This window comes from Burkholderia sp. M6-3 (genome assembly GCF_050858985.1).
Taxonomy (GTDB): Bacteria; Pseudomonadota; Gammaproteobacteria; order Burkholderiales; family Burkholderiaceae; genus Paraburkholderia; species Paraburkholderia caledonica.
Map to the genome: position 1 here is coordinate 34,364 of NZ_CP110091.1, position 24,633 is coordinate 58,996.

A 24,633-nucleotide genomic window follows, 5' to 3' on the forward strand; every position below is an offset into this window, starting at 1 on the left:
AACATATCGGGCTGCTGACCACTCTTCCGGCCTTCCTGCTCTCGACGATTCAAGACTTCAAAGGTTAGTTGAATGGATTGTCCACGACACCCGGTTTCGCATCTGGTTCGTCTTTCACTTTAGCGGGCAGCCCCGGATGCGCCTGCAAAGCTGCGACGATTGCATCCACCGCTTCCTTCAATGCGAGCGCAGCCTTCAGCCCTCGCTGGTCTTGCGTCAGTTCGAGCGTGCCGTTCAGCACGACGCGCTTCATACCGTTGCTCACGGTCATCGCGTCGCCCTGAAGGTTGAGTACGTCGTCGTCGTTCGAATAGGGTTTAAACACCTTTGAGTCCTCCCGGTCGCTGATCTTTGAGGTTCTCCGGAATGCCCGGAAAGCGAATGCCCGATGCTGCTTCGAGTTCGTGAATCGTTCTGATTTCGTAGCGATTCGTCGACACATTGTCGACCACTACCGCGAACGCGAGTTGCCGCGAAGGTACGTAGACGACCTTGAACAACTGCGTTGGAACGAACACGTGCGTGGGACCGATCGTCTGCAGTTGCTGACCGCTGAACATCGGACCGGTGACGACATATGTGTCGTCATAGGCCATTGCGATTTTGCGCACTGATGTTTCGATGCGCGCCCACAGTCGTTGATTGTTTTCGCGATTTTGCGGCACGATGTTCGCGAGCGAAAACGATTGTGCCATCGCTTGCTCATTCCAGCGATTTCCCGCAGGGCTCATATGTCCGCGATCGAATCCGCTGCGCTTGTAGTCGGCGAGCGTTGCGCCTTCGCCGTCGGGCAAGCGCGCGTCTTCGAAGAACTTGTTGGTGCGCACCATGTCTTTCGCCGCTTCAATATGATCGCGCGTCAAATGTTCGGCGGACCACAATGGACCGTGTGTGATGCCCGAATGCATGACGGCGAAATCGCTATAGCAAAGCATGCGCGTTTTGGGCGCCATCTTCTGATTGGTCAGAACGGGCCATTGCGCATTGGGTGTGAACTGGGTGCAGGAAGGCGCCGCAGTTGCGTGAGCGGCAACTGCAACGAGCAGACAGGCGAACCACTTCTTCATGGGTTAATCGGTGAAAAGAGAGGGGCGCAAAGTATAGCGTCGAGCGCGATGATCGAGCGATGTAAAAGCGAGGAGGAGAGCGTAGCGAAGAACGGCAACGTGACGCGACGTCGCGCGGGCAAAAAAATGGGCCGCCTTGCGGCGACCCGAATGCGTGGACTTCCGACACTACGCACGCAAACTTAAGGCAGGCTTAAATGCATGCGCGCGGAAAACGGTCCATCAATCGGCGAAAGGAAACGGTGCAGAGTGCTAAGCCAACGGATTCCGCACGCGCGTCGTGCGACGCGCGTGCGGGAACATCGACCGAGTAGAAAGGGTGTGGGAATTAATTGCCGAACACGCTGTTTTCGGCGTGCACGTTTTGACGATCGACCGCTTGCAAGCGCCAGAAGCCGCTTGTAGGCGCGCGGTTGCGCACGGCGGTCCACGCTGCGTCGCCTTGGGCAGCGCTCACGCGCTGCTTACGGTCGACGTGCAATCCACGAAGCGTACACAACGGCGCGTCCGTGCTCGGCGCGCACAGTGTCGTCACGTCACCTTCGTCGCGCAATTCGCCCCATGGGGGCAGATCGATCCCTTGATGCGCTTCTCTCGACCATCGGCGTTGGTCGGTGTCGAGCCATAGCACAGCGTAGTCGTGACTGACGGTGGGATCGGAACCGTTAATGAGAATGGTCAGGCGCATATCAGTTCCGTGCAAAGTACTCAGAATTGCCTTAACAGTCTATGTCGCAACGCCGGTTATTCAAGGCAAATGGTAAGACTTGTGCACGAAAATACGGACGCTACATGCACACGGCTGTACCATGTTCGCGTCGCGATCCGACCTCCGTTTTTCACCGCGCCATCTTGCTTTTTCGTTGCCGCTGCGCCGATCCTGGAGACGTGTCATGCAGCATCAATTTGTGCGTTTTGTGGCGCTGGCGGCGTGCTTAAGCGTGGTGCCGGCGACTGGTTTTGCGGCGGATAAAGCGTCGTTCGCCGAGCCCGCGCCGATCGTCTACGTGTCGGATTTCGAACTGGACGTTGCGAACGTTGCACCTGACAGTGGCCCCGGCCAACGCGTGCGCCGTCTGCGCGGATTATTGCCAAGCGGGCCGGGACCGTTGGACCACAACGCGAATCCGCAGGAGCACGCAAAGAACATCGTCAACGAAATGGCGGAGGCGCTCACGGCCGATCTGCGCGAAGGTGGCGTCGACGCACGTCGCATCGCGCCAGGTCAAACTTCGCCGGCCGCGGGCTGGCAAGTGCGCGGTGTGTTCCTGAGCGTCGACGACGGCAACCGTCTGCGGCGTGCCATGGTCGGTCTCGGCGCCGGTCAGACCGACATTCAGGTCGCCGTGTCATGCGACAGTCTTGCATCGGCGAGTTTGCCGCCTCTCTATGAAGCCGTGGAAGAGGCCGACAGCAAGCACGGGCCGGGCGCTGCCATCAAGCTCAATCCGTATGTGATCGCAGCGAAGTTCGTCATCGCAAGCGGCGACGAGAAGAAGACGATCAAGAAAACGGCTCAACAGATTTCCGATGCCGTCATCGCCAGGCTTCACGCCGCGGCGCCGTGATCGTCAAGCGAGATCCAGCGGCGCGGTCAAATCGCCAAGCGGCGCCAAACCGTTCTTTGCGAACGCACGATCACGCGCCACGACGCCGTCGAGCGGTGCCAGTCCATGCACGCGGCTGATCAGGCGAAGAATCGAGTTCGTGTCGTACACGGTGTGATCGACGTGGCCTTTTTTGGCGAGCGGTGAAATGACCAGCGCCGGAATCCGCGAGCCTGGACCCCAGCGGTCGCCATTCGGCGGCGCGACCGGATCCCACCAGCCGCCGTTTTCGTCGACGGTGACGATCACGACCGTATTGGCCCATTGCGGACTCTTCTGGATATGCTCGATCACAGTTGAGATGTGCCGGTCGCCGGATTCGACGTCCGCGTAGCCGGCGTGCATATTCAGATCGCCCTGCGGCTTGTAGAAGGTGACCGCGGGCAGACGTCCCGCGTCGATGTCGGCGATCAGGCGGTTGGTCGATGCGTCGCTGCCGAGGCCTGCATCACGCAGATATTTACGCCGCGCGGCCGTGCCAGGCGCGTAATTGGCGAAATAGTTGAACGGCTGGTGGTGATACTGGAAGTCGGGCACGGCACCGGTGTCCCGATGTTCCAACGCATATTGCCAGGCCCCGCTGTACCACGCCCAATCCACGCCCTTGTCCGTGAGACGGTCGCCAATCGTCGCGTAATTCTGCGGCGGGAGCACCCGCGGATTCGACGCATCCGCGAAAGCCGGGTTGCCGCCTTCCGCCGGGCGCACGTTGCTCGGCTGGTATGGCGGAGCCATTGTATTCACGGCATAGCCATCGGCGGTAAATGCGCCGTCGTTCACGAATTTCGGCGGACCGTCGATTGCCGATGCCGGGGAGTCCGGCGCGAGCTTCAGCCGCGCACCGGTAAGGTCGTCGCCCTCCACCACGGAGACCATTTTTTTCGCTGGGCTGTTGTGCACGTCCGGATAGAACGGCGCCTGCGCCGAGATCAGGAAAATGTGGTTCAGCCACGAGCCGCCGAACGCGGCCATGAAAAAGTTATCGCACAGCGTGTACTGCTGCGCGAGGCTCCAAAGCTTGAGCGTATCGGCGGAATTTCGGTAATGCCCCATGACGAGCCCGCCCGAATCGCCCCACGCGGCGAACTGGTTGTTGCGCCCGGCGTTGATCTGCATCTGGTTCTGATAAAAGCGATGCACGAGATCGCGCGTGATCACGCCAGTGGGCAACGGCGCGCCTTGCGCGTCGGTCAGGTGGAAAGGCCCATTGCGCAAATTGCCGATGTCCTTCTGGCCGATCATGTAGCGCTTGCCGTCCACTTCCTGCGCCTGCGGCACAAGGCCGCCCCAGATGGCAGGCAGGCGCTGCATCGGCGTCTTGCCGTCGCGGTCGAGTTGCAGATATCGCTCGGCGGTGACTGCATCGAGCGGATGCTGGATGCCTGGGAAATTGCCATACAGGTTCGCGAAGCTGCGGTTCTCCGCGTAGATCACCACGATCTGCTTGACCTGATCGCGCAACGCGGCGTCAAGCCGTAAGTCCGCGGCGGTACGCGGCGCTACGTCGCTCGCAGCCTGCTCGGTCTTGCAGCCGGTCAGTGCAAGCCCGATGCCGACGGCCGCGAGGCCGGTAAGAACACGGCGGCGTTCGGGATTGTGTGGATCGTCTGCGGTGCTGGAGGCGTTGTCTGAGCTACCAGCGTTCGGCGGCAGGGAGGAGTCGTGGTCTGTCATCGGTCGGTTCCGAAGTGTGCGTGGCGAGCGCTCAGGTGCGGCTCGGGGCGGCGCGCAAAACGCCGGCGGAAGCTATGATTCGTTGCGGATACGGCTGGACGTGCAGTCGAACTACTGCGTCAATAGATGCGGCGGTTTTTCGAGCTAGGGCAATCGGCGTTTGACACGCCAACTGTTGTGCGTTGCATCGACGGCGAGCAGCAGCCAATGTCTCGCGTTGACAGGGTGGCGCTTCTGCGTCGCATAACCGTCTACCGTCAGTTCGAGTTCGTCGTGCGCTCGCAAATGACAGGTGGCATTCGCGCCGGAGCCGTCTGCGAACTCGACGACAGCGACCACCGCGGCGGCCGCTCGCTCCGACTCTGGTAAGTGCGCTATGTGCACCGCACACCCAGGATAGAGATGCGAATCGGCAACCTGAATCTGCACGGAATCAGACATGAGCGTGGCCTCCGGACGCTTGTGCGGAACGAAGGCGCGGCAGCGGGGCCTCGCGCAGCGGACCGCATCAAAGCATAGCACCGCAAAGACGCTATGATGCTGATCTGACCTCGATGAACAGCAGAAAACGGCAGCCAAGATGGCAAAAGAAGAGCAGACAGGAGCGGGACGCAAGCAGACAAAGCCACGCGCTATGGCGGCGCCGGCTTCGCATCACGACGAGATGTCGTCGGCGCACAAAGGCGGCGCCGATTCGGCGCATTCGGTCCGCTCCACGGCCAGCGCCGCCAGCGCCGCCAGCACCGCAACTGCCGACGAAGACAGCGCCGGCGGGTCGACCTATCTCGTGCCGGGCCTTGAGCGCGGGCTGCGCATTCTCTCGGAATTCAGCGCACGTGAGCCGGTACTGGGTGCGCCGGAACTGTCGAAGCGCATTGGCATTCCGCGCACCACCACCTTCCGCTTATTGCAGACGCTCGAAGCGCTCGGCTTTCTGGAGCGCGTCAATGGCGACCGTTACTTCCGCCTGAGCGTCGCTGTGCTACGACTCGGCTTCGAATATCTGAATTCCCTGGAATTGACCGACGTCGGCACGCCGATTCTCGAACGTCTGCGCGACGCCACCGGCCTGAGTTCGCATCTGTTGATCCGCGATCAACGCGACGTGGTGTTCGTCGGCAAAGCGCAAACCCATGAGCCGATGTTCAGTTCGGTGAAAGTGCACGTCGGTACGCGTTTGCCCGCGCATGCCACTGTGCACGGCCAGGTGCTGATGGGCGACCTGACTTTCGACGAGTTGCGCCAGTTGTATCCCGAATCGCAACTGGAGCGTTACACCGAGCGCACGCCGGCCACCGTCGAAGAGTTATATGGAAGAGTGCGCGAGAGCGCGGCGCTCGGTTATGCGCTGAGCGAGGCGTCGTTCGAGCGGGGCATCTCCGTGGTGAGCGCGCCGGTGCGCGATCAGAGCGGCAAGATCGCGGCCGCGTTGACAGTCACGATCCCACGTTCCGATCTCGGCGAGACGGAAGAACGCGAGCGGCTCGTTACCGCCGTTTGCCAGGCGGCGCTTGAGTTGTCCGAGCGGCTCGGCCACCGTCCGCGCGCCGACGAACCGACGGTGATGCAGGCTCGCCGCAAACCCGTCGCGGCGAGCTAGTTCCGAGCTTCGGATCAGAACGAGTGGTGGATACCGGTCAGGATGATCGTCTGGTTCCGGCCACTCGACACACCCGCCGTAAAGAATGCGGCGTCGGTATTGGACCCCGCGCGCTCGTACAAAGCATTCACGTACAACTGCGTCGATTTCGACAACGCATAAATGTCGCCGATTTCGAACTGAGTCCAGCGGTGGCCGGCCAGCGTCGTCGTTGCCGCGCCCCCGGCTACGCTGTTAAACGGTGTGAACTGATAATTCGCACCGACGTCGTAGCTCTGATACGTGTCAGAGTGTCCGGCCGACTCCAGCTTGACCCGCGTGTACAAACCATGCACGAGCAGCTTGCCGAACTGGTATGACGCGCCCGCGCCCATGTTCTGCACCTTGTCGGCGCTGTAGTTCGCTGCCGGCACGCCCTGGAAATTCGTAATGCCGGTCGTCACGATCGACGGCGTTCGATTGTGCTCGTTCGCATACGCTGCGCCGGCCTTGAACGGACCGTTCGCATAGCTAAGCGCGAAACTCAACGTCTTGCCGGTCGAAAAGTTAGTCGTGTTGCCGAGGCCCATCATCGCGCCGACTGAAAAGCCGTTGAAACTCGCAGATCGGAACTTCACCGAGTTGTCGAACGGCACGACACCCGTGTCCGCGAGTTCGTCGATATTACCAGGGTGGAACGCGTACCAGCTGGCGGCGAGATAAGCGGTGCTCAGCGGACCCAGCACATCGAAGCTGAACGGTGTCTGATGGCCGAGTGTCACCGTGCCGATCTTGTCCGAGCTCAGACCGACAAACGCCTGGCGATTGAATAGCGTGCCCGCCTTCGCGAAGGCTCCGGTGTTCGTATAAATGCCGTTCTCCAACTGAAAGATCGTCTTCAGACCGCCGCCGAGATCTTCTACACCCTTCAAGCCCCAGCGGTCCGGCTGCATGTTGCCCTGTTCCTCGATCCACTTCGTGTGGCCGCCGACATTGCTGATATACGCGATCCCGGCATCCAGGCTGCCGTATAGCGTCACACTGCTCTGCGCCCATGCGCCTGTGGTTGCGCAGACTGCCGTCAAGCCGGCTGCAATGATGTGCTTCACCGTTGGTTCTCCTGATCACGCGACCCGAATCGCTCGCACGAATCCGACGTCCCTGATCCTTTGCTGTGGGTTGATGCAGCTTGGGTTTATGCGCCAAAACTGCTACGCTTTATGTTCCACCTATGGGCGTCTGTATCACCTATGGAAAAGTATAGTGACTTCAAAAGCGATCAAAATAAATTTTCGGTGTCCGTAGAAACCCGAATGCGCGCGGGGCGTCTTCAGTCCACAAAGCGCTCAAAGCCCCGTGCTGTAAGCCACCGCAAGGAGGACCCTCAAGCCTCGCTGTACTCACAATGATGTGTTGCAGATGCCACACATAGTGTTTTCCCCTAACCGTCCAGATTTTTATTTTTTCCCGCCGACGACACTCCTATAATTATCCATACACGAACTGATGTTCCTTATGTGGAACACGGTGCTTCAGGAGAAGGCGAGAAATGACTGAACAATGGCGCTGCGCCGGCCATGCCGGCGACCTGTCCGAAGATGCGCCGCTCGAGTTCAAGCTCGACGGCACGGAGATCGGCATCTACAAGGTGGGCGATGCGCTGTATGCGCTCGAAAACGTCTGCCCCCACGCGTATGCGCTGCTGACGCAAGGTTTTGTCGACGGCGACACCGTCGAATGCCCGCTGCACGAAGCCGTATTCCATATTCCGACGGGCAAGTGTTTGAAAGAGCCCGGCGGCCGCGACCTCAAGATGTATTCGGTCCGCCTTGCCGGCGAAGAAATCCAGATCAAGGTGGAATGACATGCGAGAGGTAGCCGTGAACTTCAATCCCTTCCTGAAGCCGTGGCTTGCGCCGCAGCCGAACAACGTCGCTGGCAAGGGCGTCATCGAAAAGCCGGGCGAGACAGAAAACTTCATCTGGCAAACGCGCAAGGCCGAGCCGACCCAATACGAAAACGACTTTGGCGATGCGCTCGAAAAAGTCTTCGAAGCGGGCGCGGTGGAGTTGCAGGAAGTCGTCGACGGTTTGAACGGCATTGGCTTCCGCACGCCGGAAGGCAATGCGTGGAGCGCCGATCGCCTCGCCGCCGAATTCCGCCTGCTCGCCGAATAAGCGCGCTTTTCCGAACACGTTTCCTCGCATCTGCATCCGGAGTCTCTTCATGACGTCCCCCGCTACAAGTCAACATGCGGCCGATCCGATCCAGTCGTATCTGGACCGCGGTCTGCGCAATTACTGGTATCCCGTCGCGCCGAGCTGGCAAGTCGGCGACGCGCCGGTCGGCATTACCCGCCTCGGCGATCAGATCGTGCTGTGGCGCGACAAGGAAGGCAAAGTCCACGCGCTCGAAGACCGCTGCCCGCATCGCGGTGCGCGTTTGTCGCTCGGCTGGAACCTCGGCGGCAGCGTCGCGTGCTGGTATCACGGCATTGAAATCAACGGTGGCGGCACCGTCACCAAGGTGCCGGCCGTGTCGGCATGTCCGCTAGAAGGTCAGAAGTGCGTGAAGTCGTATCCGGTGGAAGAACATGCGGGCGCGATCTTCCTGTGGTTCGGTGATGACGCACACAAGGAACCCGCACCGCTCAGGCTGCCGGAGGAACTGGTCGGCGAGGAGTACGCGAGCTTTCTTTGCATGTCGAACTGGAAGTGCAATTACCAGTACGCGATCGACAACGTCATGGACCCGATGCACGGCGCCTATCTGCATGCAACGTCGCATTCGATGGCCGAAGGCGACAAGCAGGCCGACATGCGTGTGCGCAAAACCGAAACGGGCTTGATGTTCGAAAAGGTCGGCCAGCGCGATGTGAACTTCGACTGGGTTGAACTCGGCGAAACCGGTTGCCTGTGGATGCGACTCGCAATTCCGTACAAGAAGAAGTTCGGCCCCGGCGGCAACTTTGGGATCATCGGCTTCGCCGTTCCGGTCGACGAAAACAACTGTCAGGTCTATTTCTGGCGTACCCGAAAGGTGCAGGGCTGGCAGCGCGACGCATGGCGCTTTATGTATCGCAATCGCCTGGAAGGCTTGCACTGGGCCGTGTTGGAACAAGACCGCTATGTGCTCGAAAGCATGGCACCGAATGCGCGCGAGCACGAATTCCTCTATCAGCACGACGTCGGCATGACGCGAGTGCGCCGCATGTTGCGTCAGCGTGCGCAACAGGACTTCGCCGCGCTCGAAGCGCATCGCGCCGAAGCCGCGCAAACCGAAGCGGCAGGCCACAGCCATGCATAACGACGCGTCCGCGACGCTCAACGGCCGGCGCGTCCTTGTGACCGGCGGCGCGCGCGGCCTCGGCGCGGCGTTTGTGCGCGCGCTGGTGCAAGCCGGGGCTCAGGTCGTATTCGGCGACGTGCTGCACGAAGAAGGGCGCGCGCTCGCCGCGTCGCTCGCGGGGGAAGGTCACGCGGCGATCTATCTTCCGCTCGACCTCGCCGATCCCGAAAGCATCAAGCAATTCGCGGAACAAGGTGCGTCGCGACTCGGCGGAATCGACGCGCTGATCAACAACGCGGCCATCACAAATTCGGGCGGCAAGTTTGCCGACGAATTATCCGTCGATACCTGGGATGCCGTAATGAATGTGAACGTGCGCGGCACCTGGTTGATGAGTACGGCCGCATTGCCGTATCTGCGCGACTCGGGTCGCGGCAGCATTGTGAACATCGCTTCTGACACAGCAATGTGGGGCGCGCCGAAGCTGCTCGCGTACGTGGCGAGCAAAGGCGCAGTGATCTCGATGACGCGCTCGCTCGCTCGCGAATTCGGCGCGCATCAAGTGACAGTCAACGCGATAGCGCCTGGCCTCACCGAAGTCGAGGCGACTGCGTATGTGCCGGCCGAACGTCACGAGTATTACCTGCAAGGCCGCGCGCTGACGCGTGCGCAGGTGCCCGACGACGTCACCGGACCCGTGCTGTTCCTGTTGTCCGATGCCGCGCGCTTCGTAACCGGCCAGTTGCTGCCGGTCAACGGCGGCTTTGTGATGAATTGATCTTGTCGAATCCAAAGGAGAAAGAGATGGCTGACGCCGATATCGAACGCAAGTCGTGGGAACAACCTGCGGACGCGAGCTTTGCACAGTGGCTGGACAGCCGCGTCGCGCGCCTGGAAACGCGTCGCTACGACTGGGACGCGCTGAAGTTTCAGGCCGACTATGACCCGAAGTATCGCCGCGCGCAAATGCGCTATGTCGGCACCGGCGGCACCGGCGTAGCGAAGGACATGAATACGGTGCCCGCAGGCGGCTTCACGTTTTCGACGATGGTGATTCCGGCCGGCAATATCGGACCCAGTCATATTCATATGGACGTCGAAGAAATTTTCTTCGTGCTGCGCGGCAAGATGAAAGTGGTCTGCGAAAAGGATGGCGAAACGTGGGAAGCCGTGCTCGGCGAGCGCGATCTGATTTCGGTGCCGCCGGGCGTGTATCGCACGGAAATCAACGTCGGCGAGGAAGACGCATTGATGTGCGTGATGCTCGGCTCGCCGAAGCCGATCACGCCCACCTATCCGCCGGATTCGCCGCTCGCGAAGCTCAAGCGCTAAGTCGTCCCTGTACAGATACCACGAAGGAAATCATGTCCGCAGTCCCGTCCGCCGACGTCGATGCAAACGCCACGCTTGAAGCGCGCCTTGCGCGCTTTCCGGCGCGGCAGATCGAACTGGCGAACCAACGTGTGCTGAGCTATCGCGAAGCGGACGGCGCCGCTGCAAACGACGCGTTGCCGCTCGTCCTGCTGCACGGCATCGGATCGGGCGCGGCTTCGTGGGTGCAGCAACTCGAAGCGCTGGACGCAAATCGTCGCGTGCTTGCATGGGACGCGCCTGGTTATGGGATGTCCACGCCGGTAGCGCCGGAGTCGCCTGTCGCCGCCGATTACGCAAGCGTGCTGACGGAATGGCTCGACGCACTTCACATTGAACGTTGCGTGCTGGTCGGCCATTCGCTTGGCGCGATCATCGCCGGTGCGTTTGCTGCGATGCATCCGCAGCGCGTGTCCGGCCTCTTGCTGCTATCGCCTGCAGGCGGTTACGGCGCGGCCTGCGCTGACGTCCGCGAGACGAAGCGCGATCAGCGCCTCGCCATGTTGAACGAACTCGGCCCGCAAGGCCTCGCCGACAAGCGCAGCGCCAACATGTTGTCCTCACACGCAAGCGACGAAGCCCGCGCATGGGTGCGCTGGAACATGTCGCGCGTGATTGCTCGCGGTTACGCGCAGGCTACGCATCTGCTTGCCAACGCCGACCTCGCCGCCGACCTCGCGCGCTTCAAAGGCCGCGTCAATGTCGCGGTCGGTGCCGACGACACCATTACGACTCCCGCGGCCTGCGAGCGGCTCGCGCTCGTCGCGGGAACCCAATTGCAAGTCGTGCCACGCGCGGGGCACGCCGGCTATATCGAAGCATCTGCCGCGTACACCGCGATCATCGACACGTTCTGCCGCGCAAGCGCCGGACAACGGAGCCAATGAATGACGTCCGACACCATCAACGAGCGTGACGCCGAAGACGACCGCAACGACAGCAACGACAGCAATACCGACACGGGCTACCGCGTGCCGGGTCTGGAGCGCGGCCTGAAGATCCTCACGGAGTTTTCGCCTCGCGAGCCGGTGCTCGGCGCTCCCGAATTGTCGCGTCGCTTGAAGATTCCGCGCACGACCGTCTTCCGTCTGCTGCAAACGCTCGAATCGCTCGGCTTTCTCGAACGCGCCGACAAGGACCGCAACTACCGACTCGGCGTCGCGGTGCTGCGCCTCGGCTTCGAATACTTGAGCTCTTTGGAACTGACCGACCTCGGCTTGCCGATCATCGAAGCATTGCGCGACGAAACGGGCCTCACGACGCACATCGTGATTCGCGACGGACGCGATGTCGTATTCGTCGCCAAGGCGCAAAGCCACGCGCCGATCTTCAGTTCCGTGAAAGTGAACGTCGGCACTCGCTTGCCCGCGTATGCAACGACGCACGGCCAGGTGCTGATGGGCGACATGACGCTCGACGAGTTGAAGAAGCTCTATCCCGAGCCGGAACTGGAACGCTTCACGAGGCAGACGCCCGCGACCGTGGAGGACCTCTATGAACGGGTCCGCGACGACGCGCGGCGCGGTTTCGCAATCAGCGAGTCGTCGTTCGAGCGCGGCATTTCGGTGGTCAGCGCGCCGGTGCGCAACGACACCGGGCGCATCGTCGCCGTGATCACGACGACGATTCCGCGCCAGGAGATCGACGCATCGCTGCTCGACAGCGGTCTCGTCGACAAGGTGCGGCGCGCGGCCGACGAACTGTCGCAACGGCTCAACTACCGGCCGGGCAATGCATCGAACGCGGGCAGCAAATACATGAAGGCATTGGGACTCAAATGATTCAAATCGATCTGAACGGGCAGGTGGCGGTGGTGACGGGCGGCTCGTCCGGCATCGGCCTCGCGACAGCCGAACTGTTCCTGCGAGCCGGTGCGTCGGTTGCGATTTGCGGCCGCAATACCGAGCGTCTTGCGCAAGCCGAGGCAGCGTTGAACGCGCAGTTTCCTGGCGCGCAACTGCTCGCGCGCCGCTGCGACGTGCTCGACGCCGAAGACGTCAGCGCTTTTGCGCAAGCGGTGCAAGCCCGCTTTGGCCGCGCTGACATGCTGATCAACAACGCGGGCCAAGGCCGCGTGTCGACCTTCGCCGACACGAGCGACGAAGCGTGGCGCGAAGAACTCGACCTCAAGTACTTCAGCGTGATCCGCCCAACCCGTGCGTTTCTGCCGATGCTTCGAGATACGGCGAGCGCCGGCAATAACGCGGCCGTGGTCTGCGTGAACTCGCTGCTCGCGCTGCAACCGGAACCGCATATGGTGGCGACGTCGTCGGCGCGTGCGGGCGTGCAAAACCTCATCAAGTCGCTCGCGGTGGAACTCGCGCCGCAGCGCATCCGCGTCAATTCGATTCTGATCGGCATCGTCGAATCGGGGCAATGGCGTCGCCGTTATGCGAAAGAAGCGCAGCCGGACCAGAGCTGGGAAGACTGGACCGCGGAACTCGCGCGCAAGAAAAACATTCCGCTAGGCCGCTTCGGCAAGCCCGAAGAAGCCGCTCAAGCGCTCTTTTATCTGGCTACGACGCCGTCGTCCTACACGACAGGCAGTCACATCGATGTTTCTGGAGGCGTTGCACGACATGTCTAACAAAACCACCGTTGGCGAACTGATCGCCGCTTTTCTCGAGCAATGCGGCGTGAAAACCGCATTCGGCGTGATCTCGATTCACAACATGCCGATCCTCGACGCGATCCACAACCGCGGCAAGATTCGCTACGTCGGCGCGCGCGGCGAAGCCGGCGCCGTGAACATGGCCGACGGTCTTGCGCGCGTTTCCGGCGGCCTCGGTGTGGCATTCACGAGCACGGGCACCGCTGCGGGCAACGCAGCGGGCGCAATGGTCGAAGCGCTGACTGCGGGCACCGCGCTGCTGCACGTGACCGGTCAGATCGAGACCGAATATCTCGACAAGGATCTCGCCTACATTCACGAAGCGCCTGACCAGTTGTCGATGCTCCAGTCCATTTCGAAGGCTGCGTACCGCGTGCGTTCCGTCGAGACCGCGCTGCCGACGATCCGCGAAGCCGTGCGCGTCGCGCAAACCGCGCCGAGCGGTCCGGTGAGCGTCGAGATTCCCATCGATATCCAAGCCGCGGAAATTGAATGGCCCGCGGATCTGGCCGCGCCGCATATCACCACGCTCACGCATTGCAGCCAGCGCGTCGCGCGACTCGCGGATCAACTGGCAAACGCAAAGCGTCCGCTGTTGTGGCTGGGCGGCGGCGCGCGGCATGCGGCAAAAGCGGTGGAACGCCTCGTCGCGCTGGGCTTTGGTGTGGTGACGAGCGTGCAGGGCCGCGGCGTATTGCCGGAAGATCATCCGGCCACGCTCGGCGCGTTCAACGTGCATCCGGCGGTCGAAAGTTTCTACAAGACGTGCGACGCGTTGGTCGTCGTCGGCTCGCGTCTGCGTGGCAATGAAACGCTGAAGTACAAGCTCGCACTGCCGCAGCCGCTCTATCGCATCGATGCCGACGCGCTCGCCGATAACCGTGGTTATCGCAACGAGATGTTCGTTCACGGCGATGCGTCGGCGGTGCTCGAAGAACTCGCCACGCTGCTGGAAGGCCGCCTGAAGGTCGATCCCGCGTTCGCGCAAGACCTGGCCTCGGCACGCGAAAGCGCCGTCGCCGATGTGGGCAAAGGCCTAGGTCCGTACAAGCGCCTCGTCGACGCGCTGCAGGAAGCAGTGGGCCGCGACTACAACTGGGTGCGCGACGTCACGATCTCGAACAGCACGTGGGGCAACCGCATGCTGAAGATCTTTTCGCCGCGGGCGGGCGTGCATGCGTTGGGCGGTGGCATCGGCCAGGGCATGCAGATGGGTATCGGCGCGGCGCTCGCGAACAGCGCGGCGAAAACCGTGTGCCTCGTCGGCGATGGCGGCTTGATGGTGAACGTCGGCGAACTCGCAACGGCTGTGCAGGAAAACGCCAACGTCATGATCGTGCTGATGAACGACCAATGCTATGGCGTGATCCGCAACATTCAGGATGCGCAATACGGTGGACGCCGCTGCTACGTCGATCTGCATCAGCCGGACTTCGCACAGTTCTGCGACAGCCTGAAGCTCACGCATTACCGCATCAAGTCGCTCGATCAGGCCGACGCGATCATTCGCGAAGGCATGGCGAAGACCGGACCGGTGCTGGTCGAAGTGGACATGCTGTCGGTCGGCTCGTTCGCGACCGCTTTCGCGGGGCCGCCGGTCAAGGAAGAGGAGCCGGAACATGCGTGAAGCGTGCTACGCGGGGCACCACGCTCCCGTCGACGTCGCGATGATCGGCTTCGGCGCCATCGGCCAGGCGGTGTATCGCTCGGTCGCCGCCGATCCGACGGTACGCGTGTCGCACGTGATCGTGCCGGAGCGTCATATGAACTCGGTGCGCGAAGTGGTCGGCTCGACGGTGGACGTGGTGGCTTCGGTGTCCGCATTGAGCAGCCGCCCGCATTTCGCTCTGGAATGCGCCGGTCACAGCGCGCTGGTCGATCACGTGGTGCCGCTGCTGAAAGCCGGCACGGATTGCGCGGTGGCGTCGATCGGTGCGTTGTCCGATGTGATGTTGCTCGACGCGTTGTCAGCCGCTGCCGATGAAGGCGACGCGACGTTGACGCTGTTGTCCGGCGCAATCGGCGGAGTCGATGCACTGGCCGCGGCGAAACTCGGTGGCCTCGACGAAGTGCTGTACACCGGCCGCAAGCCACCCACGGGCTGGCTCGGCACGCCCGCGGAACAGGTCTGCGACCTGAACACGTTGAAGGAAGAGAAGGTGATTTTCGAAGGCAGCGCACGAGAAGCGGCGCGGCTTTATCCGAAGAACGCCAACGTTGCGGCGACGATCGCTCTCGCGGGGCTCGGTCTTGACCACACGACAGTTCGACTGATTGCCGATCCGAACGTGACCCGCAATGTGCACCGCATTCTCGCGCGCGGCGCATTCGGCGAGATGTCGCTGGAAATGTGGGGCAAGCCGCTGCCCGACAACCCCAAGACGTCGGCATTGACCGCGTACAGCGCGATTCGTGCGCTACGCAATCGCGCGGCCCGCTGCGTGATCTAGTGATTTAGACGATTCAAGCCAGCAGCTTGAGCAAAACCGGAATGACCGACATGACTCACTTCGATACCAGCCTTGTGCCGACCGGCGATATTTTTATCGGCGGCGAATGGCGGCAGGGGCGTGGCAACCCGTATAAAAGCCTGTATCCGGCGGACCAGTCGGTCAACATGGAGATTTCAACAGCCAATGCAGACGACGCCCGCGAAGCCGTGGAAGCGGCCGATATCGCATGGCGTAAAGCAGATTGGTCGGGTTTGAAGCCGCATCAACGCGCGCTGATTCTGTATCGCATCGCCGATCTGATCATGGCGCGTCATGAAGCGCTCGCGCAGTTGCAGCGCCGCGACAACGGCAAGCCAATTGGCGAAACGCGCGTGCTGGTGGCCAGCGCCGCGAACACGTTTCGCTATTTTGCGGCATGCCTCGAAACGCTCGACGAAGAAGTCACGCCCTCGCGCGGCGATTATCTGACCATGAGCGTGTACGAACCGATCGGCGTGATTGCCGCGATCACGCCCTGGAATTCGCCGATTGCGTCTGACGCGCAGAAGCTCGCGCCGGCATTAGCGGGCGGCAACGCCGTGGTGCTGAAGCCCGCTGAGGTGACGCCGCTGGTATCGCTGGCGTTGGCCCGCATCTGCGAGGAAGCGGGCGTGCCGAAAGGCGTGATTAGCGTGTTGCCGGGCAAAGGCTCGGTGATCGGCGACGTGCTGGTGCGTCATCCGCTCGTGAAGAAGGTCTCGTTCACCGGCGGCACGGAGGTCGGACGCGGCATCGCGCGGATCGCTGCGGACAAATTGATGCCGGTCTCGCTTGAACTCGGCGGCAAATCGCCGACCATCGTTTTCGACGACGCCGATCTCGATCACGCGGTCAACGGTGTGCTGTACGGCATCTTCAGTTCGTCCGGCGAGGCTTGCATCGCGGGCTCGCGTCTTTTCGTGCAGCGCTCGGTCTACGGCGCTTTCATGAAGCGTCTCGTTGAAGGTGCGCGCAAGTTGCGCGTGGGCGATCCGTCGCGAGTAGAAACACAGATGGGTCCGTTGATTACGCAAGCCCACCGCGAAACGGTCGAGCGTTACGTGGCGCTGGGTCTCGAAGAGGGCGGACGTCTGCTGTGCGGCGGCGAACGCCCGGTTGGCGATGGCCGTGAACAAGGCACCTATTTTCAGCCGACGATTCTCGAAGGCCTTTCAAACAACGCTCGCATCTGCCAGGAAGAAATCTTCGGGCCCGTGCTGGTCGCAATGCCGTTCGACGACGAAGCATCGCTGCTGAAGGAAGCGAACAACAGCGTGTTCGGCCTCGCTGCCGGCATCTGGACGCGCGATTACAAGCGCGCCTACCGGACCGCCCGCGCGCTGGAAGCCGGCACCATCTGGATCAACACCTACAAGCTGTTCTCGATCTCGACGCCGTTCGGCGGCTGGAAAGAGAGCGGCATGGGACGCGAGAAAGGCCGGCTCGGCATCCGCGAATACATGCAACAGAGGAGCCTCTACTGGGGCTTGAACGACGCGCCGCTGGCGTGGGCAAACTAGGCAAGAGGCAGGTTATGACGATTCTCGGCATTGAACAGATTATCTACGGCGTGACGGATCTCGATACCTGTCGCCGCTTCTTCGCGGACTGGGGTTTGAAGGAAGTTGCGCACGACGAAACGCATGCGCGTTTCGAAACGCTCAACGGCTGCACGGTTCTCGCCGTGGATGCAAACGACCCGTCGCTGCCTCCCGCGTTCGAAGACGGTCCCACGCTGCGCGAAGTGACGTGGGGCGTGGCGAGCAAAGAAGAGCTCGACGAATTGCGTGGGCGCTTCGCCGGTCAGCCAGGCCATTTTGAAACCGACGACGCCGTCGGCTGCATCGACCCGAACGGCATGGCGATTCGCGTGGAAGTGACCCGCAAACGCGCGCTCGACATTCACGGCTCGCCGTCGAACGTGTGGGGCCAAACGTTGCGTGTGGATCAGCCGTCGCCAATCTATGAACACGCCGAACCGGTTGAAGTGGGCCACGTCGTGTTCTTCACGAACAAGCTTGCCGAACAGGAAAAGTTTTATCAGGAACTGCTTGGATTCGAAATGTCGGACCGTTATCCGGGCCGCGGTGCGTTCATGCGCTGCGCGCCGCACGGCGGTCATCACGACATTTTCCTGCTCGCGCTGCCCAACGGTAAGCGCGGTTTGAACCACGTCGCATTCACCGTGCGCGACATCCACGAAGTTTTCGGCGGCGGCATGCATATCAGCCGCTGCGGTTGGGACACGCAGCTTGGGCCGGGACGCCATCCGGTTTCGTCGGCGTACTTCTGGTACTTCCAGAATCCGGCGGGCGGCCTGATCGAGTACTACGCAGACGAAGATCAACTCACACCCGAATGGCAACCGCGCGACTTCGAACCGGGCCCGACCGTGTTCGCCGAATGGGCGATCGACGGCGGCATCGACGGCAATACGCGCCGACAGAAAAACGCGAAGGCGCCGGAAGGCAAGTTCATGACGGAGCGCAAAAATGACTGATGCTGCTACCGCAAAAGCGCAAGCCGCCCATGCCGAACTCGAAGCGCCGCGCACGATCGTCGTGATCGGCGGCGGCCAGGCCGCTGGTTGGGTCGTGAAGACGTTGCGCAAGGAAGGCTTTGACGGCCGCCTCGTGATGATCGCCGACGAAGTGCATTTGCCCTACGAACGCCCGCCGCTCTCAAAGGCCGTGCTTTCCGGCGAAGCGGATATCGACACGGTGCGTCTCGTGAAGCCCGACGATTTCGACGCGCTGAACATCGAAGCATGGCAGCCGGATTGCGCGACGTCGATCGATCGCGAGCAGCGCATTGTACGCCCGTATCGATCACCGCATCTGCACCCGTGTGATTCGGCGTGAACGCGGTGCCGACAGGATCGAATCCGGCCGACTGGATGCCGTTTTGCGCGAGCACGTTCGTGAGAATCGCGTCGAGCGTGATGATGGCGATCTGAACCGAGGGCAACGTCACTTTAGCGAGTGCGGTGCTCGACGCGAGATCGGACGGATTGCCCGATGCCGTCAACATCGCGGCAATCGCGGTGGTGAGCGTAGTGATATTGGCAACGGCGGGCGCCGTGCCGTTGGGTAGCTTCGCCAGCACGGAGACAAGCGGACTCGAGAGGCCGGTCGCGTCGTTTGCCATCAGCAGGAAAGGCGCGGTCATGCCTTTGACGGAGATGCTGTACGCGCCTTGTGCGTTGGTGGTGGCGGTCGCTTGTGCCCCGGTGGAGTCCATCAAGGTCACACTGGCGCCGGCCCATGCGCTGCCGCTCGCTACGGTGCCGGTAACCGATGTCGCGGTGGCAGTTTGCATATTGGACGAGCCTGACCCCGACCCCGAACCCCCGCCACAACCGCTCAGTTGAAGAAACGCAAAAGCCACTGCGGCCGCGACGGCGCTGCGCACTAACGTTCGATGCATGAAATCCCCGATGCTGTGATTCGTTTTGATATCGGCCCGTTATGTCGATGAGCGTTTTTCAATCGTCGTGGTGTCGTCGGATTGGAAACGATACATATGTTTTTCTCGAGCTCTAACGGCCGTTTAATTAGCGGCTGATGGCGCGTTGGGAGAATACTTCAAATCGACGCAAGTGTGCCGCGTGGCAAAAGTGAATCCGCAACGCGTTGAAGCTTACGAGTCTCCGTAAAAGCGCGGGGTTAGCCGCCGATTAGTCCGCGGTTCAGGCTTACCGGAACGATCCGCGCTTGCTAGACTGGTTTTCGGCGCTCATCTCAAGCGCATTTTTCTTCCGCCATACGACTGCCGGGCGCCTGTCCGCAGCTCACTCATTGGAGACGCCATGTCTTATATGCTGCTGATTGTCGAGCCCCCGGAACAGCGCATCGAGCGCGGCGAGGCGAAAGGCCGTGAAGTCTACGATCAGATGGTGCGTTTTGCGGCCGACCTGAAAGAGCGCGGCAAATTGCTCGCAGTCGAATCGCTCACTTCTTCGCGCGACGCCGTGCGGGTGCAGGTGCGCGACGGGCAGCCGAAACTGGTCGACGGACCCTTTGCAGAAGCAAAGGAAATGGTCGGCGGCTTTTTCCTTCTGGATTGCGACTCGCGCGAGGAAGCGGTGGCCATTGCGCAAGCGTGTCCGGCGGCCACCTGGTGCACCGTCGAGGTACGCAAGCTCGGCCCCTGCTTCGCCTAGGCTATCGGCGGCTGTTTGCTCGGGGTTTTCACCAGGCGCCCGAGCTGTCTGTCGAATCGCTCGTGCATTGCTCGTCGTGTGAGTAAGAGCAGGCCAACGCGGCACGCTCAACGAGACATCCTCGAACCTCACGACGAAAGGAGTAACCGCGATGCGATTCATGATTCTGGTGAAGGCGACTGCCGCGAGCGAAGCCGGCGAGATGCCAGAAGCGTCCTTAATGGCCGCGATGGGCGCGTACCACGAAGAACTCGCCAAGGCAGGGGTGCTGCTGGACGCCACGGGCTTGCAGCCCAGTTCGAAAGGATGGCGCGTTCGCTACAGCGGCGGTCAGCGCTCGGTGATCGACGGTCCGTTTGCTGAGACGAAGGAACTGGTCGCCGGCTACACACTGATCCAGGTGCGTTCGCGCGAAGAAGCGATGGAATGGGCGCGGCGTTTTCCCGCGCCGTTCGGCGAACAGGCCGACGGTGAAATCGAGGTACGGCAGCTCTACGAACTCGAGGACTTCGAGCCCAGCGCAGAACTTGAGCGCTTTCGTGAACTGGAAGCGGGCCGCCGCTGATTCCACGCCAATCGATTACTGGACTCATCATGCACAAGCAGATCTTCGTCAATCTCGCGGTCGATAAACTCGATCGGTCAAAGGCATTCTTCAGCGCACTCGGTTTCAATTTCGATCCGCAATTCACCAACGATCAGGCGGCGTGTCTGATCCTCGGTGAAAATCTATATGCGATGCTGCTGGTCAAAGACCTGTTCAAGTCCTTCACGCGCAAGTCGCTTTGCGATCCGAAGGAAAGCACCGAAGCGCTCGTGGGCCTGTCATGCGAAAGTCGAGGCGAGGTCGATGCGCTCGTTGCCAAAGCGCTCGCTGCGGGCGGCACCGCGCCGCGTGCGCCGCAGGACTACGGCTTCATGTATGGCCACGGTTTCGAAGACATCGACGGGCATATCTGGGAGCTGATCTACATGGACCCCAACGCGAAGGCGCCGGGTTGAGCCTGTGACGAAACCGGCCACTCACCGTGCCATCGAGGCAGTCTGGCGGATCGAGTCCGCCAAGGTCATCGCCTATGTCGCGCGAATGGTGCGAGACGTCGGGCTCGCCGAAGAACTGGCGCAAGACGCGCTCGTGTCGGCGCTCGAACATTGGCCCGACGCGGGTGTGCCCGACAATCCCGGAGCGTGGCTGATGGCGACCGCAAAGAACCGCGCCCTCGATCGCTTGCGGCAGGAAGCGTTGCACGCGCGCAAGCGCGAGGAGTTGGGACACGATCTGGACGCGCTCGAGGCGCATGTCGTGCCGGATTTCGTCGATGCGCTCGACGCCGCGCGTGCCGACGATATCGGCGACGATCTGCTGCGGCTCGTCTTCACCGCATGCCATCCGGTGTTGTCCACCGACGCGCGTGTCGCGCTCACGCTGCGTTTGCTCGGCGGCCTGACGACGGACGAGATCGCCCGCGCTTTTCTTGTGCCGGAACCGACCGTCGCACAGCGCATTGTCCGCGCGAAGCGGACGCTGTCGGCCGCGAAAGTGCCGTTCGAGGTGCCGCAGGCGGAAGCGCGTGCGCCGAGGCTTGCGTCAGTGCTGCAGGTGATCTACCTGATCTTCAACGAAGGCTATTCGGCGACGGCCGGTGACGACTGGATGCGCCCCGCGCTCTGCGAAGAAGCGCTGCGGCTTGGGCGCGTGCTCAGCGGTCTCGTGCCTGACGAAAGTGAAGTGCACGGCCTCGTCGCGTTGATGGAAATTCAGGCGTCGCGCACGCATGCGCGCACCGATGCACAGGGGCGCCCCGTTCTGTTGCTCGATCAGGACCGAAGCCGTTGGGACCCGCTTCTGATCCGTCGCGGGCTGGCCGCGCTCGACACCGCGCACGCGCTTGGCGGCGCGAGCGGGCCATACGCGCTACAAGCCGCGCTGGCCGCGTGTCATGCCCGCGCGCATCGAGCCGAAGACACGGATTGGGCGCAAATCGTCGCGCTGTATGACGCGCTTTCGCAGGTGGCGCCGTCGCCGGTTGTCGAATTGAACCGCGCGGTTGCGGTGGGTATGGCCTTCGGACCGGCGGCAGGCCTGGAGATTGTCGATGCGCTCGCGGCAGATGCGGCGCTCGCTCACTATCACTGGCTTCCGAGCGTGCGCGGCGATCTGCTTGCGAAACTCGGTCGCATGGATGAAGCGCGCGCGGACTTTGAACGTGCTGCCGCGATGACGCGCAACGCACGCGAGCGCGAGTTGTTGCTCGAACGCGCGCGGGCGGTGATGCAGTAGGCTGCCGAAGTTTGTGCGCATAAACCGGGCATAGCCGCCGCACTGCGCGCGGTTGTGCGCCGACGACGGTGTTCTCTCAGGCACTGTGGGAAGTATCACCGAAGACGCAATGGAACCTGCTAGCGGATTAACTGACGCAAGCCCAACGCGATAATAAGGCCGCCGCACACCCGGTCGACCCATGCCTTGCTGCGCCGGTACGCGGACGCGATGCGCGCGTGCGACAACGTCAGCGCAACGAAGCCATACCAGCTGCTTGCCACGACGAACACCATGCCCAGCATCGCGACGAAAGTGCCGACGCTCTCATGCGGCGGCGCCGCCGACGAAAACACTGCGGCAAAAAACGCGACCGACTTTGGATTCGCGATATTCGTCGCGAAGCCTTGAGCGAATGCCTGGCGGACGCTGCCGCCAGGTGCTTGCACGTTCTGTTGCGGGTTGCCTGCGGAAGCCTTGAAGATCAGACGTCCACCGAACCAGATCAGATAAGCAGCGCCAGCCACTTTAACGGCGAAGGCCAGCCACGGAAACGCCGCGAACACAATACCGACGCCGAGAATCGCGCAGCTCGCCCAGAACAGATTGACGAGCACAATGCCCGCGACCACCGCCAGCGCTTCGGTGCGTGTAGCGGAGGCCGCCTTATGCGCGACCGCAACGAAGTTCGGACCAGGAATCACAACGCCGGCCACATACACGGATAACACACCTAGGGATGGTCTGCAAAAGTCCTGGCGTCGAAGTCTGGTTGTCCTATCCTGGAAGAACGGGAATTAAAGGAGTTCCTCGATGACACAGCTCGGTCTTGGCCTGGATCTTTCAACGAAACGCACGCGCAAGCGGGAATTTCTCGATGAGATGAGGCGCGTTGTGCCATGGTCGAGGTTGATTGCGTTGATCGAACCGCACTATCCGAAGGGTAAGACTGGAAGGCCGCCGTTTCCGGTTGCGACGATGCTGCAGATTCACTTCATGCAGCAGTGGTTTGGGCTTTCGGACCCGGCGATGGAAGAGGCGCTTTATGACGTGCCGCTGTACCGTGAGTTTGCGGGGCTGGACGAAGGTATGACGCGTTTGCCAGACGAAAGCACGATTCTGCGGTTCCGCCACCTTCTCGAAACGCACGGACTGGCCGCGCAGATGCTCGCCCTGGTCAATGAGATCCTGAGTGAAAAAGGCTTGATGTTGAAGGCAGGGTCAGCGGTCGATGCGACCTTGATTAGCGCACCGAGTTCGACAAAGAACGGCTCTGGCAAACGGGACCCGGAGATGCATCAGACGAAGAAAGGGAATCAATGGTACTTCGGGATGAAAGCGCACATCGGCGTGGACGCAGAGTCGGGGCTGGTCCACACCGTCATTGGTACGGCAGCCAACGTGCACGACATCAATGCGGCCGAAGCGTTGTTGCACGGCCAGGAAAAGGATGTGTACGCTGACGCCGGATATCAGGGTATAGAAAAGCGATGTCAGGCGAACCCGGTACGCTGGCATGTCGCGATGCGACCGGGCAAGCGTCGACAACTGGACCTGACCAATCGTCTGGACGCGATATACAACCAGATTGAGCGCCTGAAGGCTGGCGTGCGCGCCAAGGTTGAACATCCGTTTCGCGTGCTCAAGCAGCAGTTTGGTTACACGAAGACCCGCTACCGAGGATTGGTGAAGAACACCGCGCAGATCACGACACTGTTTGCGCTGGGCAACCTCTGGATGGCGCGCAAGGCTTTAAACAAAGCGTGAAACGCCCGGCGCATCAGGCCGTGAGTCTCGGCAAACGAAGGTCATCATGCTTCAAAAGCCGCACGATCAACCTGCTGGCAGACTCTGCGGCCGATACGCCCAACGTGAAAAAAGATCGGCGCACATGAAAACATGTTGTGCAGACCTTCCCTAGAACGGCCGAACTATCTACCACGCGAAGCTCCGATCAAGCAGAGAAAAAGGCCATTGCACCGGTCGCGACGCCGGCTGCGGCAACCACGAACGACACATTGCGCAACCATTTCTTGCGCGTAAGCAGCGTGATCGCGCATAGAGCGATGGCAACCTGAATCAGCGTAGTCGCCTGCGCCCAGCGATGGTGGCCATGCAGCAGCGCCTCGCTCTTCGCGTCATTGTCGAGCACCTCTTTTTCTATCGCTTCAGCCTTCGCGCGGATCGGCTCTTTTTGCTGCTTGTACTTGTCGACATCTGCGAGAAATTTTGCATGCTCGTCAGAACTGGCGACCGACAGCGCCGCGCCCAGCTCCGCGAGGTTCTGCTTTTCGCCCTTAGCCTGGTAGTAGTTCCATTGGTTCGACGCTTCGGTCTTTTTGATCGCTGCTTCGTTCTTGTAGTACAGCGCGAGGTTCTCGCTGTTTCCGCTTTGGTACGCGCACAACGCGCCAATCGTCGCGAGAACTGCCGTTATCACGGCCATTCGGCTCCCGAAAGGGTCCGCGTCGTGGTGGCCGGCGTGCTGCACCGCATGGTCGTGTGGACCATGCACTTCATACTCTTCAGGCATCAGATTCTCC

The 24,633-nt window shown here is 61.6% G+C and carries 28 protein-coding genes and 1 pseudogene; 21 read left to right on the forward strand and 8 right to left on the reverse strand.

Going from position 1 to position 24,633, the window contains the following annotated elements:
• Window positions 1-64: 64 nt before the first annotated feature.
• The 3 genes from OH764_RS17415 to OH764_RS17425 form a co-directional block, all read right to left on the reverse strand.
• Complete coding sequence (locus tag OH764_RS17415; protein WP_498850082.1) at window positions 65-325, reverse strand: hypothetical protein; 261 nt, start codon at window positions 323-325, stop codon at window positions 65-67.
• Entirely contained in the window at window positions 318-1,067 is a 750-nt protein-coding gene (locus OH764_RS17420) for a DNA/RNA non-specific endonuclease (protein ID WP_498850083.1), read from the reverse strand. Before OH764_RS17420 ends, OH764_RS17415 begins: the two co-directional genes overlap by 8 nt.
• Before the next feature lie 328 nt (window positions 1,068-1,395).
• Entirely contained in the window at window positions 1,396-1,755 is a 360-nt protein-coding gene (locus OH764_RS17425) for a DUF3564 domain-containing protein (protein ID WP_498850084.1), read from the reverse strand.
• 205 nt (window positions 1,756-1,960) lie between these two features.
• Between OH764_RS17425 and OH764_RS17430 the strand changes: the two genes are divergently transcribed.
• Window positions 1,961-2,635, forward strand: a complete 675-nt coding sequence (locus OH764_RS17430; protein WP_498850085.1) for a DUF4410 domain-containing protein — start codon at window positions 1,961-1,963, stop codon at window positions 2,633-2,635.
• Between the two features lie 3 nt (window positions 2,636-2,638).
• On the opposite strand, the gene OH764_RS17435 is transcribed toward OH764_RS17430, so the two are convergent.
• Window positions 2,639-4,348, reverse strand: coding sequence for an acid phosphatase (locus OH764_RS17435; RefSeq protein ID WP_498850086.1), 1,710 nt, complete (start codon window positions 4,346-4,348; stop codon window positions 2,639-2,641).
• A gap of 144 nt (window positions 4,349-4,492) precedes the next feature.
• On the reverse strand, window positions 4,493-4,789 hold the full coding sequence (locus tag OH764_RS17440) for a hypothetical protein (RefSeq protein WP_027779002.1): 297 nt from the start codon (window positions 4,787-4,789) through the stop codon (window positions 4,493-4,495).
• 139 nt (window positions 4,790-4,928) lie between these two features.
• Between OH764_RS17440 and OH764_RS17445 the strand changes: the two genes are divergently transcribed.
• Window positions 4,929-5,948 carry an IclR family transcriptional regulator gene (locus OH764_RS17445; RefSeq protein ID WP_498850087.1) on the forward strand — a complete coding sequence of 340 codons (1,020 nt, stop codon included), beginning with the start codon at window positions 4,929-4,931 and terminating at the stop codon, window positions 5,946-5,948.
• A gap of 14 nt (window positions 5,949-5,962) precedes the next feature.
• On the opposite strand, the gene OH764_RS17450 is transcribed toward OH764_RS17445, so the two are convergent.
• Window positions 5,963-7,036 carry a porin gene (locus OH764_RS17450; RefSeq protein WP_498850088.1) on the reverse strand — a complete coding sequence of 358 codons (1,074 nt, stop codon included), beginning with the start codon at window positions 7,034-7,036 and terminating at the stop codon, window positions 5,963-5,965.
• Between the two features lie 440 nt (window positions 7,037-7,476).
• On the opposite strand from OH764_RS17450, the gene OH764_RS17455 reads away from it, so the two are divergent.
• The 18 genes and pseudogenes from OH764_RS17455 to OH764_RS17540 all read left to right on the forward strand — a co-directional run bounded on the left by OH764_RS17455 (window position 7,477) and on the right by OH764_RS17540 (window position 22,111).
• Window positions 7,477-7,791, forward strand: coding sequence for a non-heme iron oxygenase ferredoxin subunit (locus OH764_RS17455; RefSeq protein ID WP_020068683.1), 315 nt, complete (start codon window positions 7,477-7,479; stop codon window positions 7,789-7,791).
• A gap of 1 nt (window position 7,792) precedes the next feature.
• The gene (locus tag OH764_RS17460) at window positions 7,793-8,104 is read left to right on the forward strand and encodes a recombinase-like helix-turn-helix domain-containing protein (RefSeq protein ID WP_020068684.1); all 312 of its coding nucleotides are present in this window, start codon (window positions 7,793-7,795) and stop codon (window positions 8,102-8,104) included.
• Between the two features lie 49 nt (window positions 8,105-8,153).
• Window positions 8,154-9,233, forward strand: coding sequence for an aromatic ring-hydroxylating dioxygenase subunit alpha (locus OH764_RS17465; protein WP_498850089.1), 1,080 nt, complete (start codon window positions 8,154-8,156; stop codon window positions 9,231-9,233).
• Window positions 9,226-9,993 (forward strand): SDR family oxidoreductase, encoded by a 768-nt coding sequence (locus OH764_RS17470; protein ID WP_498850090.1) that lies wholly within the window; start codon window positions 9,226-9,228, stop codon window positions 9,991-9,993. Before OH764_RS17465 ends, OH764_RS17470 begins: the two co-directional genes overlap by 8 nt.
• A gap of 26 nt (window positions 9,994-10,019) precedes the next feature.
• Entirely contained in the window at window positions 10,020-10,547 is a 528-nt protein-coding gene (locus tag OH764_RS17475) for a cupin domain-containing protein (protein WP_020068687.1), read from the forward strand.
• A 32-nt stretch (window positions 10,548-10,579) separates the two neighbouring features.
• The gene (locus OH764_RS17480; RefSeq protein ID WP_498850091.1) at window positions 10,580-11,473 is read left to right on the forward strand and encodes an alpha/beta fold hydrolase; all 894 of its coding nucleotides are present in this window, start codon (window positions 10,580-10,582) and stop codon (window positions 11,471-11,473) included.
• Window positions 11,474-12,367 carry an IclR family transcriptional regulator gene (locus tag OH764_RS17485; protein WP_498850092.1) on the forward strand — a complete coding sequence of 298 codons (894 nt, stop codon included), beginning with the start codon at window positions 11,474-11,476 and terminating at the stop codon, window positions 12,365-12,367. It begins immediately after the preceding gene.
• Window positions 12,364-13,173: an SDR family oxidoreductase gene (locus tag OH764_RS17490; RefSeq protein WP_498850093.1), complete on the forward strand. Its 810-nt coding sequence runs from the start codon at window positions 12,364-12,366 to the stop codon at window positions 13,171-13,173. The genes OH764_RS17485 and OH764_RS17490 overlap by 4 nt, the downstream gene beginning before the upstream one ends.
• The gene (locus tag OH764_RS17495; RefSeq protein WP_498850094.1) at window positions 13,166-14,824 is read left to right on the forward strand and encodes a thiamine pyrophosphate-binding protein; all 1,659 of its coding nucleotides are present in this window, start codon (window positions 13,166-13,168) and stop codon (window positions 14,822-14,824) included. The genes OH764_RS17490 and OH764_RS17495 overlap by 8 nt, the downstream gene beginning before the upstream one ends.
• Entirely contained in the window at window positions 14,817-15,647 is an 831-nt protein-coding gene (locus tag OH764_RS17500; protein ID WP_498850095.1) for an aspartate dehydrogenase, read from the forward strand. Before OH764_RS17495 ends, OH764_RS17500 begins: the two co-directional genes overlap by 8 nt.
• A 50-nt stretch (window positions 15,648-15,697) precedes the next feature.
• On the forward strand, window positions 15,698-17,188 hold the full coding sequence (locus OH764_RS17505) for an aldehyde dehydrogenase (RefSeq protein ID WP_498851342.1): 1,491 nt from the start codon (window positions 15,698-15,700) through the stop codon (window positions 17,186-17,188).
• 14 nt (window positions 17,189-17,202) lie between these two features.
• Complete coding sequence (locus tag OH764_RS17510; protein ID WP_498850096.1) at window positions 17,203-18,168, forward strand: VOC family protein; 966 nt, start codon at window positions 17,203-17,205, stop codon at window positions 18,166-18,168.
• Window positions 18,161-18,487: pseudogene (locus OH764_RS17515) on the forward strand (FAD-dependent oxidoreductase); the annotation flags it as partial. The gene OH764_RS17510 and the pseudogene OH764_RS17515, both read left to right, overlap by 8 nt.
• 167 nt (window positions 18,488-18,654) lie before the next feature.
• Entirely contained in the window at window positions 18,655-19,038 is a 384-nt protein-coding gene (locus tag OH764_RS17520) for a hypothetical protein (RefSeq protein ID WP_498850097.1), read from the forward strand.
• A gap of 438 nt (window positions 19,039-19,476) precedes the next feature.
• Window positions 19,477-19,830: a YciI family protein gene (locus tag OH764_RS17525; RefSeq protein ID WP_020068730.1), complete on the forward strand. Its 354-nt coding sequence runs from the start codon at window positions 19,477-19,479 to the stop codon at window positions 19,828-19,830.
• A gap of 151 nt (window positions 19,831-19,981) precedes the next feature.
• Entirely contained in the window at window positions 19,982-20,395 is a 414-nt protein-coding gene (locus OH764_RS17530) for a YciI family protein (protein WP_498850098.1), read from the forward strand.
• Window positions 20,396-20,424: 29 nt separating this feature from the next.
• The gene (locus OH764_RS17535) at window positions 20,425-20,832 is read left to right on the forward strand and encodes a VOC family protein (protein ID WP_027778242.1); all 408 of its coding nucleotides are present in this window, start codon (window positions 20,425-20,427) and stop codon (window positions 20,830-20,832) included.
• Between the two features lie 4 nt (window positions 20,833-20,836).
• Entirely contained in the window at window positions 20,837-22,111 is a 1,275-nt protein-coding gene (locus tag OH764_RS17540; RefSeq protein WP_498850099.1) for an RNA polymerase sigma factor, read from the forward strand.
• 119 nt (window positions 22,112-22,230) lie between these two features.
• On the opposite strand, the gene OH764_RS17545 is transcribed toward OH764_RS17540, so the two are convergent.
• Window positions 22,231-22,821, reverse strand: a complete 591-nt coding sequence (locus OH764_RS17545; RefSeq protein ID WP_498850100.1) for a LysE family translocator — start codon at window positions 22,819-22,821, stop codon at window positions 22,231-22,233.
• A gap of 82 nt (window positions 22,822-22,903) precedes the next feature.
• Here OH764_RS17545 and OH764_RS17550 point away from each other — a divergent pair, with 82 nt between their 5' ends.
• Entirely contained in the window at window positions 22,904-23,857 is a 954-nt protein-coding gene (locus tag OH764_RS17550; RefSeq protein ID WP_498847679.1) for an IS5 family transposase, read from the forward strand.
• A 187-nt stretch (window positions 23,858-24,044) separates the two neighbouring features.
• Here OH764_RS17550 and OH764_RS17555 read toward each other — a convergent pair whose 3' ends face one another.
• Window positions 24,045-24,623: a DUF4337 domain-containing protein gene (locus OH764_RS17555; RefSeq protein ID WP_498850101.1), complete on the reverse strand. Its 579-nt coding sequence runs from the start codon at window positions 24,621-24,623 to the stop codon at window positions 24,045-24,047.
• Between the last annotated feature and the right edge of the window lie 10 nt (window positions 24,624-24,633).